Origin of the sequence: Gryllotalpicola protaetiae (genome assembly GCF_003627055.1) — a bacterium.
GTDB classification, from domain to species: Bacteria; Actinomycetota; Actinomycetes; order Actinomycetales; family Microbacteriaceae; genus Gryllotalpicola; species Gryllotalpicola protaetiae.
Genome location: NZ_CP032624.1, coordinates 878,061 through 894,530 on the forward strand (window position 1 = coordinate 878,061; position 16,470 = coordinate 894,530).

Sequence of the window (16,470 nt, forward strand, 5' to 3'; positions counted from 1 at the left end):
ACGGGAACCCTCACGGCTCCCGGTTCGGGGTGAGCACGACCTGGCTCGCATAGGCGAAGCCGCCGCCGAAGCCGAACAGCAGCGTCGGCGCGTTCGACGGAATGCGGCCTTCGTGCCACCACTTCGACAGCCCGAGCGGAATCGAGGCAGCCGAGGTGTTCCCAGAGACCTGAACGTCGGTGACGACGATGCGGTCGGTGAGGCCGAGCTGCTCCGCGAGCGGCTCGATGATGCGCAGGTTGGCCTGGTGAGGCACGAACACCTGGATGTCGTCCATCGCGAGCCCGGCCGCCTCGACCGCATCGCGGGTGATGCCCGAGGCCTTCGACATCGCCCAGCGCAGGATCATGCGCCCGTCCTGCGTGAACTTGTTGCCGGTCTCGTCCTCGACGATGACCGCGCGCGACATGGTCGGCTCCGAGCCCCAGACGGTCGGGCCGACGCCGATCTCGCCCTCCGTCGCTGCCGCCTCGAGCACGAACGCTCCTGCGCCGTCCGCGGTGAGCACGCAGGTGGTGCGGTCGGTCCAGTCGGTGATCGCCGAGAGCTTCTCCGAGCCGATGACGACGGCGCGCTCCACCTGGCCCGCCCGGATCGCCGCATCCGCCACAGCGATGCCGTGCTCGAAGCCTGAGCAGGCCGTGTTGATGTCGATGATGATCGGCGATGTCATCTCGAGCGCCGCGGCCACGCGGCCCGCGACGTTCGGGCTATGGTCCATCACCGACGTCGACGCGACGACGATCAGCTGCACGCCGTCCGGCTCGAGCCCTGCGTCGGCGATCGCGGCACGTGCGGCGGCCGTCGCCATGTCGGCGACCGTCTCGTCGTCACGCGCGATGTGCCGCTCGACGATGCCGGTGCGGGTGCGGATCCACTCGTCGCTCGTATCGACCATGGTGGCCAGTTCGGCATTGGTCAGCACCCGTTCCGGCTGGTAGTGACCGAGTCCGATGATGCGCGAGCCTGCAACGGCGCGTTGAGCCTTCAGCATGTATGCCATTTTCTTAGGTGACGGATGCCACGGCGGGAATGTTCCCGCACGTCGCCGGACTCAGCCGGCCGAGGTGGGCGGTGCGGTGACGATGATCGCAGATGGCGACGGCGACGGCGTGTCCGTCGCGCCCGGCGTCGAGGTCGGCTGCGGCGTCGAGAAGCGCTCGCCCTGCGCCTGCTGGATGAAGGCCCGGAAGTCGGACGCCTCGGTCACCGAGCCGCTATAGCGCTGACCGTCGACCAGCACGAGCGGCAGGTCGTCGGCGGTGACCTTCTTCACCTCGGAGTTCGGCAGTGGTCCGGTGGACGCGCGGCTGAGCGCCGCCTGCGTCCAGTCCTCGAAGGTGCGCTGGTTGATGCACCGCTTGATGGCGGAGAGGCTGTGCACGCCGGAGTCGCGCGCGAGCACGACCAGCCGGGCATCCGTCAGCCCTGCCGTCGTCTGCGCGGGCTCGTGCGCGAAGAGCTGACGGTTGAACTCGAAGAACTGGTCGGGCGAGCGGTTCGCGACGCACGCCGCCGCGTTCGACGCGCGCAGCGAGTACTGCGTGCCCTGCGCGGAGCGGTTCGACAGGAAGGGGAGCGGGTGGATCTCGAGGGTCGCGGCCCCGGACTTGACCAGCTTCTCGATCTGCGTGCTGTTGGTGCGGTCGAACTGGCCGGAGTAGTCGCTCAGATAGTCGACGTACGCGACGATGTTGACCACCTGCCCCGTCGTGTCGAGCGGGTGCGGCGTCGGCTTCGCGTCGACGTCGCGCGCAGGCGATCGCTCTGCCTTGAGCCCCGCGCCGATGAAGACGCCGTCGCTCGCCATGTTGGCCGGACCCTTGTGGGACGGCCGGTTCGAGGTGACCAGCACGACGGTGACGATGGCGACGATGGCGACGACCGCGACGACGATTCCCGTGCGCAGCAGGGCCCGGTTTCGGCGGTCCTTCTTTCGCTGCGTCGCGCGTAGCTCGCGTGCCTTCTGGCGTGCGACGCCGCGCGCGTCTGTGGGGCGGCGTGCGCCTGACGAGCCGTCTGTCATAAGCCTCTTTCAACGGACGCGAGCCGGGTTGCCCGCATCGGATGCCTGGTCGATGCTAGCCGAGCCATGCATGGCGTAGCATGAGAGCGCTGTCAGCGTCGTCAGGCGCTGTCGGCACACATAACATCCATTCACTACGGATCGTCCGGCACGTACCTGCCGGTGAAGGAGACATAACGTCATGTCAACTGTCACGTTCGACAACGCCTCCCGGATCTACCCGGGTTCCAACATCGCGGCTGTCGACTCCCTGAGCATCGACGTCGCCGATGGCGAGTTCCTCGTCCTCGTCGGCCCGTCCGGTTCGGGCAAGTCCACCGCACTCCGCATGCTGGCCGGTCTCGAAGAGGTCAACAGCGGCAACATCTTCATCGGGGAGCGCAACGTCACCGACGTCCCGCCGAAGGACCGTGACATCGCCATGGTGTTCCAGAACTACGCGCTGTACCCGCACATGACCGTCGCGGAGAACATGGGCTTCGCGCTGCGCATCGCCGGCGTCGCGAAGGAGGAGCGCAACCAGCGTGTCCGCGAGGCCGCGAAGATGCTGGACCTCGAGCCCTACCTGGACCGCAAGCCGAAGGCCCTCTCGGGTGGTCAGCGTCAGCGCGTCGCGATGGGCCGCGCCATCGTCCGCAGCCCCCAGGTGTTCCTCATGGACGAGCCGCTGTCGAACCTCGACGCCAAGCTGCGCGTTCAGACCCGCACCCAGATCGCCTCGCTGACCCGCCGTCTCGGCGTGACCACGGTCTACGTCACCCACGACCAGACCGAGGCGCTGACCATGGGCGACCGCATCGCCGTCCTGAAGGACGGCGTGCTGCAGCAGGTCGGCACCCCGCGCGAGCTGTACGCAGACCCGAAGAACGTCTTCGTCGCCGGCTTCATCGGCTCGCCCGCCATGAACCTGTTCACGACCGACGTCACCGAGGGCGGCGTCAAGTTCGGCACGGCCGTCGTGCCGGTCGACCGCGCCACGCTCGCCTCGGCGACGAAGGTCACCATCGGCGTCCGCCCCGAAGACGTCGTGGTGAACCGCAGCGAGTCCACCGGCCTGCGGGTCGAGGTCGACATCGTCGAGGAGCTCGGCGCCGACGGCTACCTGTACGGCCACACCGAGGTCGACGGCAAGCGCGTCGACATCGTCGCCCGCGTCGACGGTCGCCAGCACCCGAACTCCGGCGACGTCGTGTTCATCACGCCGCACGTCGGCCACGTCCACATCTTCGACGTCGAGTCGGGCGAGCGCCTCGGCGGCGCCGTCGTCGACTAGTTCGATACGGATTCCTGTGAGGCCGCGGTTCCCGACAAGGGGCCGCGGCCTTCGGCATCCCCCGCCCCATTCAGTCCGACTCAGGGAATCTCGTGGTCTCCTCCATCGACATCACGGCCGCGACGGCCGAGCCGGCACTGCTCGATCTGCCGTGGAACACGCGGCTCGACGAGTGGCCGTCCGAGTACATCGCGCAGCTGCCGAAGGGCATCAGCCGCCACCTCGTGCGCTTCGCGAACCTCGGGGGCAGCGTCGTCGCCGTGAAGGAGACGACGGGCGAGATGGCCCGTCGCGAGTACGAGCTGCTGCGCACGCTGCAGCGACTCGACATCCCGTCGGTCGAACCCGTGGCGACCATCACGGGTCGGCTCGACGAGCACGGGCACGAGTTGCCGCCAGTGCTCGTCACGAGGCATCTCAAGTTCTCGCTGCCCTACCGCGCGCTGTTCTCGCAGACGCTGCGCCCCGACACCGCGAAGCGCCTCGTCGACGCACTCGCCGTGCTTCTCGTGCGCCTGCACATCACGGGCTTCTATTGGGGCGACGTGTCGCTCTCGAACACGCTGTTCCGGCGTGACGCGGGCGCCTTCGCCGCCTATCTGGTGGATGCCGAGACGGGCCAGCTGCACGAACAGGGCCTCTCCAACGGGCAGCGTGAGAACGACCTCGAGATCGCCCGGGTCAACATCGCGGGTGAGCTGATGGACATCGAGGCCGGCGGTCGCGCCGCCCCCGAGCTGGACCCGGTCGACATCGCGAACGGCATCATCTCGACGTATCGCGAGCTCTGGAACCAGCTCACGGGGGCTGAGACCTTCGATGTCTCGGAGCGGTGGCGCATCAACCAGCGGGTCGAGCGCCTCAACGACCTCGGCTTCGACATCGGCGAGCTCACGATCAAGACCGACGAGGGCGGCACGAAAGTGCTCATCCAGCCGAAGGTCGTCGATGCGGGGCACCACCAGCGCCGCCTGCTGCGGCTCACCGGCCTCGACGCAGGCGAGAACCAGGCCCGTCGACTGCTGAACGACCTCGATGCCTACGCGGCGAGCATGGGCAGGCCCGGCGCCGACGAGGAGGCGATCGCGCACGAATGGCTCATCCGCGTGTTCGAGCCCGTCGTCGCGGCGATCCCCGCCGAGCTGCGCGGCAAGCTCGAGCCGGCGGAGGTGTTCCACCAGCTGCTCGACCACCGCTGGTACATCTCACAGGAGCAGCAGCGCGACGTGCCGCTCGCCGAGGCGCTCTCGAGCTACCTCGACAACGTCCTGAGGCACCGCCGCGACGAGGCGACGGTCATCGCCCCGACGACCGAGGGCCTGACCCTCGGCCTGCCGACCGGGATCATCTCCTTCGATCAGTAAGCGGTCACGCCTTCTTCTGCGCGCGCACCTTCGAGATCTCGTAGAGGGCGACGGATGCCGCGACCGAGGCGTTCAGCGACTCGATGCCGCTGATCGGAATCGACACGATCGCGTCGCACGTCTCGGTCACGATGCGCGAGAGCCCCTTGCCTTCAGAGCCGGCGACGACCACAACGGGCTGGTCGGCCAGGTCGAGGTCGTAGAGCTCGGTGTCACCGCCGGCCGCGAGGCCGATGACGAAGACGCCGGCCTTCTTGAACTCCTTGAGCGTGCTCGTCAGGTTCGGCGCCATTGCGACGGGCGTGCGCGCGAGCGCGCCGGCCGAGGTCTTCCACGCAGCCGAGTTGACACCGGCCGAACGGCGCTGCGGCACGATCACGCCGTGGCCGCCGAACGCAGCGGTCGAGCGGATGACGGCGCCGAGGTTGCGCGGGTCGGTGACGCCGTCGAGCGCGACGAACAGCGGCGTCAGCCCTTTGCGGATCGTGAGGTCGAGCAGCTCGGCCGGGTGCGCGTACTCATACGGCGGAACCTTGAGCGCGAGGCCCTGGTGCACGACGTCACGACCGGCCATGCGGTCGAGCTCGGGGCGCATCACCTCGAGCACCGGGATGCCGCGGTGGGTCGCGGTCGACAGCGACTCCTTCACGCGGTCGTCCATCTCGGCGCGGGCCGCGATATAGAGCGTGGTGGCCGGGATGCCTGCGCGCAGCGCTTCGACCACCGAGTTGCGCCCCGTGACGAGCTCGGTGTCGTCGCTCTTCGCCCGGCGCTGCGACGCACCGCCGCCCGTGTTCGAGCGCGCGCCTGACCCGCCCTGCCGCTTCTGCGCGGCACGCTCGGCGAGCACCTTCTTGCGGTACGCGGGATGGTACTCGCGGTCTTCGGCCTTCGGCGTCGGGCCCTTGCCTTCGAGCGCCTGGCGCCCCTGGCCGCCCGAGCCTTTGCCCGTCGACCCCTTCTTCACCTTGCGGACGGATCCCGCGCGCGGTGCTCTAGCCATGACTAATTACTCCCCATCGATCGACCAGTGCGCACCGGTCTGCGTGTCTTCGATCGTGATGCCCGCGGCCGCGAGCTCGTCACGAACGCGGTCGGCGACCGCGAAATCCTTTGCGGCCCGCGCCGCCTGCCGATCGTCGAGCAGGCGCGTCACGAGCGCATCGAGCGCCGCGCGCGCCGCCGGGTCCCGACTCGCGCTCCACTCGGGCGCGAGCGGGTCGATGCCGAGCACCCGCGTCATCGCGACGACCTTGCCGCGGGCGGATGCCGCCGTCTGCAGGTCTTCCGAATCGAGCGCCGTGTTCCCCTCGCGCACCGTGTCGTGCAGCACGGCGAGCGCCTGGGGAACCGACAGGTCGTCGTCCATCGCCTCGGCGAAATCGTCGGGGATCACCGGCACCTCTGCAGAGACGAACCGGGTGCCCTCCAGTCGCCGGGCGCTGCGGGCGAGGAATCCCTCGATCCGTTCCACGGCCGCTGCCGCCTCGGCCAGCGAGCGGTCTGTGTAGTCGATGGTCGAGCGGTAGTGCGCCTGTCCCAGCGCATAGCGGACGACGAGAGGGTGGGCGGACGCCAGCAGCTCTGCCGCGTACAGCGAGTTGCCGAGCGACTTCGACATCTTCTGCCCGTTGATGTGCACGAGCCCGTTGTGCACCCAGTAGCCCGCGAAGGCGTCGCCCGCGGCAGTCGACTGCGCCAATTCGTTCTCATGGTGCGGGAAGCGCAGGTCGAGCCCGCCGCCGTGGATGTCGAAGGCCGGCCCGAGGTAGCGCGACGACATCGCCGAGCACTCGATGTGCCACCCCGGGCGGCCGGGGCCCCACGGGCTCTCCCACGCGGCAGAATCCGGCTCCCCGTCCTTGCGCCCCTTCCAGAGCGCGAAGTCGCGGGGGTCGCGCTTGCCGCGCGGGTCGGCGTCGGCCGCGTCCTGCATGTCGTCGACCGACTGGTGGCTGAGCGCCCCGTACTCGCCCCAGCTGCGCACGTCGAAGTACACATCGCCCGAGCCGTCGGCCGCGGCGTACGCGTGGCCCGAGTCGATCAGCCGCTGGATGAGCGCGTGCATCTGCGGCACGTTCGCCGTCGCACGCGGCTCGTACGTCGGCGGCAGGATGCCGATCGCGCGGTATGCCGCCGTGAACTCCAACTCGACCCGGTAGGCGAGCGCCCACCACTCCTCGTGCTCCGACGCGTTGGCGAGCACCTTGTCGTCGATGTCGGTGACGTTGCGCACGAGCGTCACCGCGAAGCCGCGGTAGCTGAGCCACCGGCGCAGGATGTCGTAGACGAGCGCGCTGCGCATGTGCCCGATGTGCGGCGACGACTGCACCGTCGGCCCGCAGACGTAGAGACCGGCCTTTCCCTCGGCGAGGGGCACGAAATCGCGCAGCGCCTGAGCGCGCGTGTCGTAGAGGCGAATGGTCACAGCAATGAGTTTACGGATGCCCGGCTTGGCATTACCGAGCAAGCAGCCCCGTCGCGATCGCGGCGACACCCTCGCCGCGGCCCGTGAAGCCGAGACCGTCCGTCGTCGTGGCCGTGATCGACACGGGTGCGCCGAGCAGGCTCGACACCGCCGCTTCGGCCTCGGCCTTCCGCGGCGCGAACCGCGGCCGGTTGCCGATCAGCTGCACCGACACGTTCTCGATGCGCCAGCCGGCGTGCTCGATGAGGCGTCGAGCCTCGGTGAGGAACACCTCGCCGTGCGCGCCGGCGAAGCGCGGATCGCTCGTGCCGAACACCGTGCCGATGTCGCCGATGCCGGCCGCTGAGAGCAGGGCGTCGACGATCGCGTGCGCGACCGGGTCGCCGTCGCTGTGGCCGGCGAGACCGCGCTCACCCGGCCATTCCAGGCACGCGACCCACAGCGGGGCATCCGTGTCTGCGAAGGCATGCGTGTCCGTGCCGACTCCGATGCGGGTGACGGATGCCGGCCGCAGCAGCTCCTCCGCCCGGCGCAGGTCCCACGCGGTCGTGATCTTGAACGCGAGCGGGTCGCCCTCGACGACGGCGACCGGGTGCCCGGCATCCGCCATCAGTTGCGCGTCGTCGGTCACGTCGCGGGCCGCCGCCTCGTACGCCGCGCGCAGCGGCGCGGCGGGGAAACCCTGCGGCGTCTGCACGGCTGACAGCTCCGCGCGGTCGACGGTCGCGATGATCGCCCCGCCCTCGGCGGTGCGCTTGATGGTGTCGCTCACGGGCAGCCCAGGGATCGCCCCGCTGCCGGTCGCCGCGACCGTATCGACCACACGATCGAACAGCGCGGCCGGCGTGAGCGCCCGGGCGGCGTCGTGCACGAGGACGATGTCGGCGTCGCCGACGAGAGCGAGACCGGCGGCGACGGATGCCTGCCGCGTCACTCCCCCCGCGACCGCGTCGCCCGCGCCGATCACACGCTCGAGCACGGCGCGTGCGTCGTCGAGCAGCTCCTCGGGAGCGACCACGACGACGTGCGGCTGCGAGGACATGCCGGCGACGGAATGCAGCGAGTGCTCGAGGATGCTGCGCCCGGCAAGCTGCACGAACGCCTTCGGCACGCCCGCGCCGAGGCGGGTTCCGCTGCCGGCGGCGACGACGATGACGGCGACCTTCACACGCCAAGTCTGCCCGCTCACGTCGGCACAAAGCGAAGCGCCCCGGTCCGGCGGACGCGGGGCGCTTCGCAAAGTGCGGGCTGTTACGAGGCCAGGACCTCGTCGAGCACGCTCGACGCCTGCTCTTCGTCGGTCTTCTCAGCGAGCGCGAGCTCGGAGATCAGGATCTGGCGCGCCTTCGCGAGCATGCGCTTCTCACCGGCGGACAGGCCGCGGTCCTGGTCACGGCGCCACAGATCGCGAACGACCTCGGAGACCTTGATGACATCGCCGGAGGCGAGCTTCTCGAGGTTCGCCTTGTAGCGGCGGCTCCAGTTGGTGGGCTCTTCGGTGAAGGGGGCACGCAGCACCTCGAACACCTTGTCGAGGCCTTCCTTGCCGATCACGTCGCGAACGCCGACCAGGTCGACGTTCTCAGCGGGAACCTCGATGGTGAGATCGCCCTGGGTGACATTCAGCTTGAGGTAGATCTTCTCTTCGCCCTTGATGATCCGTTTCTTGACCTCAGTGATAGTTGCTGCACCGTGATGGGGGTAAACGACGGTCTCGCCAACCTCGAAAAGCATAGATAGTAGTCCCTTCAGCGCCTTCCAGATTATCACAGCGCGACACGCCGAAGCTGGACGGGGGCACCCCCCGAGCCCGCTCGACGGCTGGCTTTTCGGCCCGACTCCGCCTTCGGGCTACGCTAAACTCGAACAGCATCCGAGGGCGCACCAGGCCGGAGATCGGCCCGCCCGATGCGTTCCACACACGGAGGTTCTTGGTGAAGGTGCGTGTCGCAGCATCCGTCGTCCTAGCCGTCGGCATCGCCGTCGCCACCGCCGGCTGCGGCTTCATCACACCGCAGGGAACCCAGCGCATCACGCAGAGCACCTCGTTCGGCGTCGAGGCGACCGTCGGCGACGTGCACATCCGCAACGCGTACCTCGTCGCCCAGGGCGAGCAGATGACCCTGATCGCCACCTTCGTCAACAAGGGCGAATCGGGGGAGACGATGACGATCCAGCCCAACGCCTCGCCGAGCGACACGAAGAGCCTGCGGGTCGCAGAGGGCGACCCGACGATCATCGGCCCCGAGCAGACGCTGCAGTGGAACGACTTCAAGGTCCCGCCGGGGTCGCTGTTCCCCGTGTTCTTCACCTACGGCGACAAGACCGGCGTGACCATGAACCTGCCGGTGCTGACGGGCGACTTCAAGATCAACTCGACGCTCACGCCGACCCCGATCCCTACCGCGACCCAGACGCCGACTTCGACTCCGACGCCCACCGCGACGGCCGGCTGAGCGCACAGACTTACGGCGAAGGGCGGATGCTTCGGCATCCGCCCTTCGCCTGTTCCTGGCCTGTTATTCGCTCTCGAAGCGATAGCCGAGGCCGCGCACGGTGACCAGCATGTGCGGCTCAGACGGATTGGGCTCGATGCGGCTGCGGATGCGCTTGATGTGCACATCGAGCGTCTTCGTGTCGCCGAAGTAGTCGCTGCCCCACACCCGGTCGATGAGCTGTCCCCGGGTGAGCACGCGGCCGGCGTTGCGCAGCAGCAGCTCGAGCAGCTCGAACTCCTTCAGCGGCATCGGGGTATCGAGGCCCTTGACCGCGACCGTGTGGCGGTCGACGTCCATGCGCACGTCGCCGACCTCGAGCACGCCGTCGTCGACGAGCTCCGGCTCCACGCGACGGCGCAGCACGGCCCGGATGCGCGCGAGCAGCTCACGGCTGGAGTACGGCTTGGTGACGTAGTCGTCCGCGCCGAGCTCGAGACCCACGACGATGTCGACCTCGGAGTCCTTGGCGGTGAGCATGATGATCGGTACGCCCGAGCGCGTGCGGATCTCGCGGCACACCTCGGTGCCCGGCATGCCGGGGAGCATCAGGTCGAGCAGGATGAGGTCGGCGCCGTCGCGGTCGAACGCGCTCAGCGCATCGGGGCCGGTCTCGGCGATGTCGACCTCATAGCCCTCGCGGCGCAGGAGGAAGGCGAGCGGGGCCGAGAGCGACGGCTCGTCCTCGACGAGCAGCAAGCGGGTCACTGGTTCTGTTCTCCTTGAGGTGAGACGGCTGCCTGGCCGGCAGTCCGCAAGGCAGCCGCCGGCCGGTCGGCCTCGGGAAGGCGGATCGTGAAGGTCGAGCCCATTCCGGGCTGCGACCACACACGCACGTCTCCCCCGTGATTCTGCACAGCATGCTTGACGATGGAAAGGCCGAGGCCGGTGCCGCCGGTCGCACGGCTGCGGGCCTGGTCGACCCGGAAGAAGCGCTCGAAGATGCGGGCCTGGTCGGCCTCGGGAATCCCCTCGCCCTGGTCTGTCACCGCGATCTCGACGACCCCGTCGGCGGCTCGAGAGCCGATGCCGACGCGCGAGCCGTCCGGCGAGTAGCGGATGGCGTTCGAGATCAGGTTGTCGACGGCGGTGACGAGCAGCTTCTCGTCGCCGTAGACGCTCGCGCCCGTCGGCGAGCCGAGCACGAGCTCGATCGCGTGGGCGTCGGCACCGACGCGGTTCTGGTCGACGGCGGCCGCGACGACGTGGTCTATCTCGACGCGCTCGGCGTTCGCGACGGCGTCGACGGCCTGCAGGCGCGAGAGCTCGATGATGTCCTGAGTGAGGCGCGCGATGCGCAACGACTCCGCGTTGAGCCGGTCGGCGAACATGCGCACCTGCTCCGGGTCGTCGGCCGCGGTGTGCAGCGCCTCAGAGAGCAGGCCGATCGCACCGATCGGCGTCTTCAGCTCGTGGCTGATGTTCGCGACGAAGTCGCGCCGCACCGCGTCAAGCCGGTAGCCCTCCGTGCGGTCCTCGACGAGCAGCAGCACGAAGCGGCTGCCGAGCAGCGACGCCCGCACATGCACTCGCAGGCTCGCGTCCTTGAAGCGACCGCGCTGCAGGTCGAACTCCTCGTCGACCATCGCCCCCGTGCGGCGCACGCGCTGCGCGATGTCGATCAGCTCGGGGTTGGTGAGCCGGGCGTTCGACACGAGGGCGAGCGCGAACGCCTTCGCGGTCGCCTTGACGACGTTCAACGAGGAATCCGTGACGATGCCGGCGGAATCCATCGCATCGAGGATCTGGTCGACGCCGTCTGGGACGGTGTTACTGCTCACTTGGACGGCCTGTCGGCTGCGATTGATGGAGAGGAAAAGGATGACGACGAACCCGCCGCCGATGACGATTCCCGCAAGCAGCGCCACCAGCACCAACCAGTGGGAGTAGTGCATGGTGCTAAGCGTATATAGGCCACGTCAGACGGAATCGCGCCTGACCGCTCGCAGCCCGGCTGGGCGGCCGGTACTTTAGAAACTGTTCAGGATTCAGGAACCGCTCGTTCACCAGTCCACGTGAGGATGGCCACGTTGCGGCCGCCCAGGCGGCGGCCACCGTTGTGTGCTCACAGACATCACCAGGAAGCACGGACCCCGATGCGCGCAGTCTTTCAGCAAGAACTCGCCGAGGTGCAGGACCGCCTCGTCGAGATCGCCGAACTCGTTCTCGACTCGATCCGCGACGCGACGACCGCGTTCAACGCGGCCGACGTGGCTCTCGCCGACAAGGTGATCGCCGCCGACCCCAACATCGACGAGCTGGCCGTCGAGCTCGACGAGCTCGCGATCGAGATCCTCTACCGTCAGAACCCCGTCGCTCGGGACCTGCGCATCGTGGTCAGCGCGCTGCGCATGAGCGCCTCGCTCGAGCGCATGGGCGACCTGGCCCGCCACATCGCGCAACTCGCGCGCCGCCGCTACCCCGACCACGTCGCCCCCGAGGCGCTGCGCGACACGTTCACGCAGATGACGGCACACGACATCCGTATCGCCGAGCTGCTCGCGCAGCTGCTGCGCACCCAGGACGTCGAGCTCGCCGACCAGCTGATCAACGGCGACGACGCGGTCGACACACTCCACGCGAGCGTGTTCGCCACCGTGCTCGGCGCCGAGTGGCAGGGCGAGGCCGAGCAGACCGTCGACGTCACGCTCGCGTCCCGCTTCCTCGAGCGCTTCGGCGACCACGCCGCCTCGATCGCCAAGAAGGTGCAGTACCTCGCCACTGGCGAGTGGGTGCCGGAAGAGGCCTAGGGATCCCATGAAGAAGGGCCCCCCTCGGGAGGGGGCCCTTCTTCATGGGATCTGCTACTTCTTGCCCTGTGCGGCGACCGCGGCCGCACCGGCTGCTGCGGCCTCCGGGTCGAGGTACTCGCCCGGGCCGAGCGGCATGAAATCAGCGCCGAGCTTGTAGACCAGCGGGATGCCGGTGGGGATGTTGAGCGCGGCGATGTCGTCGTCGCTGATGCCATCCAAGTGCTTCACGAGCGCGCGCAGCGAGTTGCCGTGCGCGGTGACGAGCACGGTCTTCCCCTCGGCGAGCGAGACGGTGATGTCGCTGAACCAGTACGGCAGGAAGCGGTCGATGACGTTCGAGAGCGCCTCGGTGCGCGGGATCTCGCCGTCGATGCCGACGTAGCGCCGGTCGCCGACCTGCGAGTACTGGTCGTCGTCGGCGAGCGGCGGCGGCGGCACATCGAAGCTGCGGCGCCAGATCATGAACTGCTCTTCGCCGAAGGCCTCGAGCGTCTGCGCCTTGTCCTTGCCCTGCAGCGCCCCGTAGTGGCGCTCGTTGAGCCGCCAGCTGCGCTTCACGGGAATCCACAGCAGGTCGGCCGCGTCGAGCGCGAGGTTCGCGGTCTGGATTGCGCGCGTCAGCAGCGAGGTATAGAGGATGTCGGGGGCGAGCCCTGCCTGCTTGAGCAGTTCGCCGGCGTGCGTCGCCTCTGCCGTTCCCTGCTCGGTCAGATGCACGTCGACCCAGCCGGTGAACTGGTTGGTGGCGTTCCATTCGCTCTGGCCGTGGCGCAGGAGGATCAGGGTGTACGGGGCGTCGCTCATGCTCCCAGCCTATCCGCGCGGCCTGCCCCGAGATACTTGTCTCGTGCCTCGTAACACGACCGCCGCAAAGCCCGTAGGGTCGGTCACTCGGGGCACCACGAACACGAATCGGCTGCGCCGTGTCGACCGCTGGATCGCGCACAGGCCCGAGTTCGCGAAGGCGGCGTCGCCTCTCGTCGTGGACCTCGGCTTCGGGGCGAGCGGCGTCACCAGCTTCGAGCTCTGGGCGAGGCTCGCGAGGGTGCGGCGGGATGCCCGCCTCGTCGGTCTCGAGATCGAGCAGGGCCGCGTCGCGTTCGCCACAGGCCAGCTCGCCGAGGTGCGCGCAGGCCGCACCGGCTTCGACCCTGCGACGAACGTGTCGTTCGCGCGCGGCGGCTTCGAGGTGCCGCTGCCCGGTGGCGAGACCGCGACCGTCATCCGCGCCTTCAATGTGCTGCGGCAGTACGACGAGGCAGAGGTGGCGGACGCCTGGGCGCGCATGCGCAGCCGGCTCGCGCCGGGTGGCCTTCTCGTCGAGGGCACCTGCGACGAGCTCGGGCGGGTGTGCTCATGGGTCGACCTGTCGCCGGCCGGCCCGGAGCGGTTCACGATCTCGCTGCGCCTTGCGGGTCTCGACCTGCCGTCGATCGTCGCAGAACGGCTGCCGAAGGCGCTGATCCACCGCAATGTCCCTGGCGAACGTGTGCACGAGTGGCTGTCTGCTCTCGACGCGGCCTGGCGCACGGCATCCGTTCTCGCCCCCTATGGCGAGCGTCAGCGCTGGATCGGCGCGATCGCCGCGCTGCGCGACGCGGGCTGGCCGGTTCTCGGCGGTCGCACCCGCTGGCGCCTCGGGGAGGTCACCGTGCCGTGGGGAGTCGTTGCGCCGCTCCCCGCCCCGGGTCGTCGATAAGTCCCCCTCACGGCGGCCGATCGAGGACTTTGTGACGACCGGCAGCGGTCACGAGAGCCGGGTCGTCACCAAATCCTGCACAGCGCGGCCATCGAGCGACTTTGTGACGACCGGCTAGAGCGCAGGCAGGAGCGCTTGTGCTTCGTCGAGGGGCATGCCGGTCGCGCAGAGCAGGTCGACGAGCAGCGGATGCAGGGCGAGCACGAGGCCCTGGTCGCGGGCGGTGCCGTGCGGCATCACCTCGTCGGGGTCGAGTCTGCGCACGATCGCGACGAACGCCGCGCGGGCGGCAGGCAGGGTCGAGATGTCGACGAAGCTCTCACGCAGCAGCGCCGTCCCGGTCTGCAGCTGAGCGGCGGCGTCGGCGATCGCGGGGCGCGAGCGCCCGTCGCGCAGCAGGTAGTCCGCGCGGCGGGCCACAACGCGCAGGTTGCGCCAGGCGAGATCCATCGAGCGCTGCAGCGCCTGCTGCGCCTGCAGCTCGGGCAGATAGCGCCTGAGGAACGGTGAGATGCGCGCGACTGAGAGTGCCGAGCCGAGGCTGTCCGCCCATGCGTCCGTCGGCGCCTGCGAGGTGCGCGCCAGGTCGAGCGCCTGCGCCGAACTCGCGATGTCGCCTCCACGCAGCGCGACGACGAGCATGCCGAGCACCTCTTCGAACGACTCGATCGAGGTCGTCGCGGCGCGGGCGGCCTCGCGCCGCGGGTCGCGCGGCACCAAGACCGTCGCGAGCAGCGCGGCCACACCGCCGATCACGCCGTCCAGGGTGCGCACGAACGGACCGCCTGCCGGCGATGGCAGGAGCACGACGATCGCCGCCTGCACGAGCACGGTCGCCGCGAACCCGGGCTCGGCCGAGAAGAAGCGGGCGACCGCGAGCGAGACCAGCGTGATCACCGCGACCTGCCAGAACCCCACACCGAGCAGGTTCACCGCGATCTCGGAGAGCACGATGCCGATCGTCATGCCGATCGCGGTGCGCACCACCCGCAGCGGTCGGGCGTCCCGCTTGAAGCCGAGGGAAGCAGCGGCGACCGTGATGGTCAGCAGCGGGGTACGGTGCCCGAGCACGAAATCGGCGAACGCGTACGCCGCCATAGCCGCGACGACGATCTGAATGATCGCGGGGATCGACTCGACGAGCCGGCGCCACCCGTCCGACGCCCAGGTCGCGGCTCCCGATCTCACGCGCGGGTCACTCCGCGGCGTCGCGCGGGCGGCGGGTGACCGCCCCGAGCCGCGGCAAGCGGGGCACGTCGGCTTCCGCCCCCGCGGACGGCGGCACGATGACCTCCTGCGCGGCGGCGATGTCGCCGCCGTCGGCGCGCACGACCAGCGCGGCGGCCGGGTCGACGCTGCGTTTCACCACGGCGAGCGCGATCGGCCCCAGCTCGTGATGCAGCGCGCTCGAGGTGACCTGCCCGACGACCGCGTCACCCTGCATCACCTCTGCGCCGCTGCCGGGCAGCACGGCGTCGGAGCCGTCGAGGTGCAGCAGCACGAGGCGCCTCGGGGGGTGACCGAGGTTGTGCACCTTTGCGATCGTCTCCTGCCCGCGGTAGCAGCCCTTGTTCAGGTGCACCGCGGAGCGCAGCCAGTCGAGCTCGTGCGGGATCGACCGCTCATCGACCTCGGTCGCGAACCGCGGCCGGCGGGCGGCGATGCGCAGCGCCTCGGCCGCGGCCGCACCGGCGACGGCGACCAGCTCGGATGCCGCACGCTGGGCGAGCCCCGCGGCGAACTCGCGCGTCACGATCGTCTCGAACCAGCTCCAGGCGGAGTAGTCGTGGTCGTCGCCCGCGTACTGATGGCCGCCGAGCGCAACATGGGACCAGGGGTCGTGCCAGACGACAGTGCGGAAACCGCCGCCGGCTGAGGAGCCGGGCACAGGCGTCTCGAAGCCCGCAGACGATGGTTTCGAGACGGCCGCTGACGCGGCCTCCTCAACCACCGGTGCAGTGCGCAGCGCCTGGAGCGCGAAGAGCGGTGCCGTCGAGCCGACGACGGCATAGGCATCCGTCACGTCTGCGATCTCGACCCGCAGCATGAACCGCATCTTCTGCAGGAAATCCAGCAGCCCGGTCGCCTCCGCACGGTCGACGATGAGCCAGAGCCGCGCGCCGTCCTCGACGACGCGCACGGCGTGCTCGATCCGGCCGGACGGATCGAGCACGAGCGTCTCGCTCGAGTCGCCCTCGCGCAGGCCGAGCAGGTTCTGGCTGGTGATCGAGTTCAGCCAGCTGAGGCGGTCGGGGCCGGCGACGGTGATGACGCCGCGCGCCAGCTCCACGAGCGCCCGGCCGTCTTCGAGGGCGCGCTGCTCGCCGATCGGATTGCCGAAGTGCCACACGGCGCCCGCGTCGGGGCCATCGGGAACGACGATCGCCCCGGGAAGCGTGGCGAACACGGAGGGTGCGAGCTCAGGCATCCGT

General features: G+C 69.5%; 16 protein-coding genes. 5 read left to right on the forward strand and 11 right to left on the reverse strand.

The window, feature by feature from the left end:
- Nucleotides 1-10: 10 nt before the first annotated feature.
- Together D7I44_RS04385 and D7I44_RS04390 are read right to left on the reverse strand one after the other, a co-directional pair.
- A complete protein-coding gene (locus D7I44_RS04385) occupies nt 11-1,003 on the reverse strand; it encodes a beta-ketoacyl-ACP synthase 3 (RefSeq protein WP_245980007.1) in 993 nt (330 codons plus the stop codon).
- Between the two features lie 51 nt (nt 1,004-1,054).
- On the reverse strand, nt 1,055-2,026 hold the full coding sequence (locus D7I44_RS04390) for a DsbA family protein (protein WP_120788366.1): 972 nt from the start codon (nt 2,024-2,026) through the stop codon (nt 1,055-1,057).
- 181 nt (nt 2,027-2,207) lie between these two features.
- On the opposite strand from D7I44_RS04390, the gene D7I44_RS04395 reads away from it, so the two are divergent.
- Together D7I44_RS04395 and D7I44_RS04400 are read left to right on the forward strand one after the other, a co-directional pair.
- Nucleotides 2,208-3,299 (forward strand): ABC transporter ATP-binding protein, encoded by a 1,092-nt coding sequence (locus tag D7I44_RS04395; protein ID WP_120788367.1) that lies wholly within the window; start codon nt 2,208-2,210, stop codon nt 3,297-3,299.
- Nucleotides 3,300-3,391: 92 nt separating this feature from the next.
- Nucleotides 3,392-4,663, forward strand: a complete 1,272-nt coding sequence (locus D7I44_RS04400) for a DUF4032 domain-containing protein (protein WP_120788368.1) — start codon at nt 3,392-3,394, stop codon at nt 4,661-4,663.
- A gap of 4 nt (nt 4,664-4,667) precedes the next feature.
- Here D7I44_RS04400 and rlmB read toward each other — a convergent pair whose 3' ends face one another.
- The 4 genes from rlmB to D7I44_RS04420 form a co-directional block, all read right to left on the reverse strand.
- Complete coding sequence (gene rlmB, locus D7I44_RS04405) at nt 4,668-5,666, reverse strand: 23S rRNA (guanosine(2251)-2'-O)-methyltransferase RlmB (protein ID WP_120788369.1); 999 nt, start codon at nt 5,664-5,666, stop codon at nt 4,668-4,670.
- A gap of 6 nt (nt 5,667-5,672) precedes the next feature.
- Entirely contained in the window at nt 5,673-7,091 is a 1,419-nt protein-coding gene (gene cysS / locus D7I44_RS04410; RefSeq protein ID WP_120788370.1) for a cysteine--tRNA ligase, read from the reverse strand.
- 31 nt (nt 7,092-7,122) lie between these two features.
- A complete protein-coding gene (gene ispD, locus D7I44_RS04415) occupies nt 7,123-8,280 on the reverse strand; it encodes a 2-C-methyl-D-erythritol 4-phosphate cytidylyltransferase (protein ID WP_120788371.1) in 1,158 nt (385 codons plus the stop codon).
- 62 nt (nt 8,281-8,342) lie between these two features.
- Nucleotides 8,343-8,825, reverse strand: coding sequence for a CarD family transcriptional regulator (locus tag D7I44_RS04420; RefSeq protein ID WP_120788372.1), 483 nt, complete (start codon nt 8,823-8,825; stop codon nt 8,343-8,345).
- Between the two features lie 200 nt (nt 8,826-9,025).
- Here D7I44_RS04420 and D7I44_RS04425 point away from each other — a divergent pair, with 200 nt between their 5' ends.
- Complete coding sequence (locus D7I44_RS04425) at nt 9,026-9,547, forward strand: hypothetical protein (RefSeq protein ID WP_120788373.1); 522 nt, start codon at nt 9,026-9,028, stop codon at nt 9,545-9,547.
- Between the two features lie 63 nt (nt 9,548-9,610).
- Here D7I44_RS04425 and D7I44_RS04430 read toward each other — a convergent pair whose 3' ends face one another.
- Together D7I44_RS04430 and D7I44_RS04435 are read right to left on the reverse strand one after the other, a co-directional pair.
- Complete coding sequence (locus D7I44_RS04430) at nt 9,611-10,294, reverse strand: response regulator transcription factor (protein ID WP_120788374.1); 684 nt, start codon at nt 10,292-10,294, stop codon at nt 9,611-9,613.
- Entirely contained in the window at nt 10,291-11,481 is a 1,191-nt protein-coding gene (locus D7I44_RS04435; protein ID WP_120788375.1) for a sensor histidine kinase, read from the reverse strand. Before D7I44_RS04435 ends, D7I44_RS04430 begins: the two co-directional genes overlap by 4 nt.
- Before the next feature lie 201 nt (nt 11,482-11,682).
- On the opposite strand from D7I44_RS04435, the gene phoU reads away from it, so the two are divergent.
- Nucleotides 11,683-12,336, forward strand: a complete 654-nt coding sequence (phoU, locus tag D7I44_RS04440; RefSeq protein WP_120788376.1) for a phosphate signaling complex protein PhoU — start codon at nt 11,683-11,685, stop codon at nt 12,334-12,336.
- Nucleotides 12,337-12,390: 54 nt separating this feature from the next.
- On the opposite strand, the gene D7I44_RS04445 is transcribed toward phoU, so the two are convergent.
- A complete protein-coding gene (locus D7I44_RS04445) occupies nt 12,391-13,143 on the reverse strand; it encodes a phosphoglyceromutase (protein ID WP_120788377.1) in 753 nt (250 codons plus the stop codon).
- A 43-nt stretch (nt 13,144-13,186) separates the two neighbouring features.
- On the opposite strand from D7I44_RS04445, the gene D7I44_RS04450 reads away from it, so the two are divergent.
- The gene (locus D7I44_RS04450; protein WP_120788378.1) at nt 13,187-14,038 is read left to right on the forward strand and encodes a class I SAM-dependent methyltransferase; all 852 of its coding nucleotides are present in this window, start codon (nt 13,187-13,189) and stop codon (nt 14,036-14,038) included.
- 114 nt (nt 14,039-14,152) lie between these two features.
- Here D7I44_RS04450 and D7I44_RS04455 read toward each other — a convergent pair whose 3' ends face one another.
- Together D7I44_RS04455 and ygfZ are read right to left on the reverse strand one after the other, a co-directional pair.
- Nucleotides 14,153-15,226 carry an FUSC family protein gene (locus D7I44_RS04455; RefSeq protein WP_120788379.1) on the reverse strand — a complete coding sequence of 358 codons (1,074 nt, stop codon included), beginning with the start codon at nt 15,224-15,226 and terminating at the stop codon, nt 14,153-14,155.
- A gap of 7 nt (nt 15,227-15,233) precedes the next feature.
- Nucleotides 15,234-16,466 (reverse strand): CAF17-like 4Fe-4S cluster assembly/insertion protein YgfZ, encoded by a 1,233-nt coding sequence (gene ygfZ, locus D7I44_RS04460; RefSeq protein ID WP_120788380.1) that lies wholly within the window; start codon nt 16,464-16,466, stop codon nt 15,234-15,236.
- Nucleotides 16,467-16,470 lie beyond the last annotated feature (4 nt).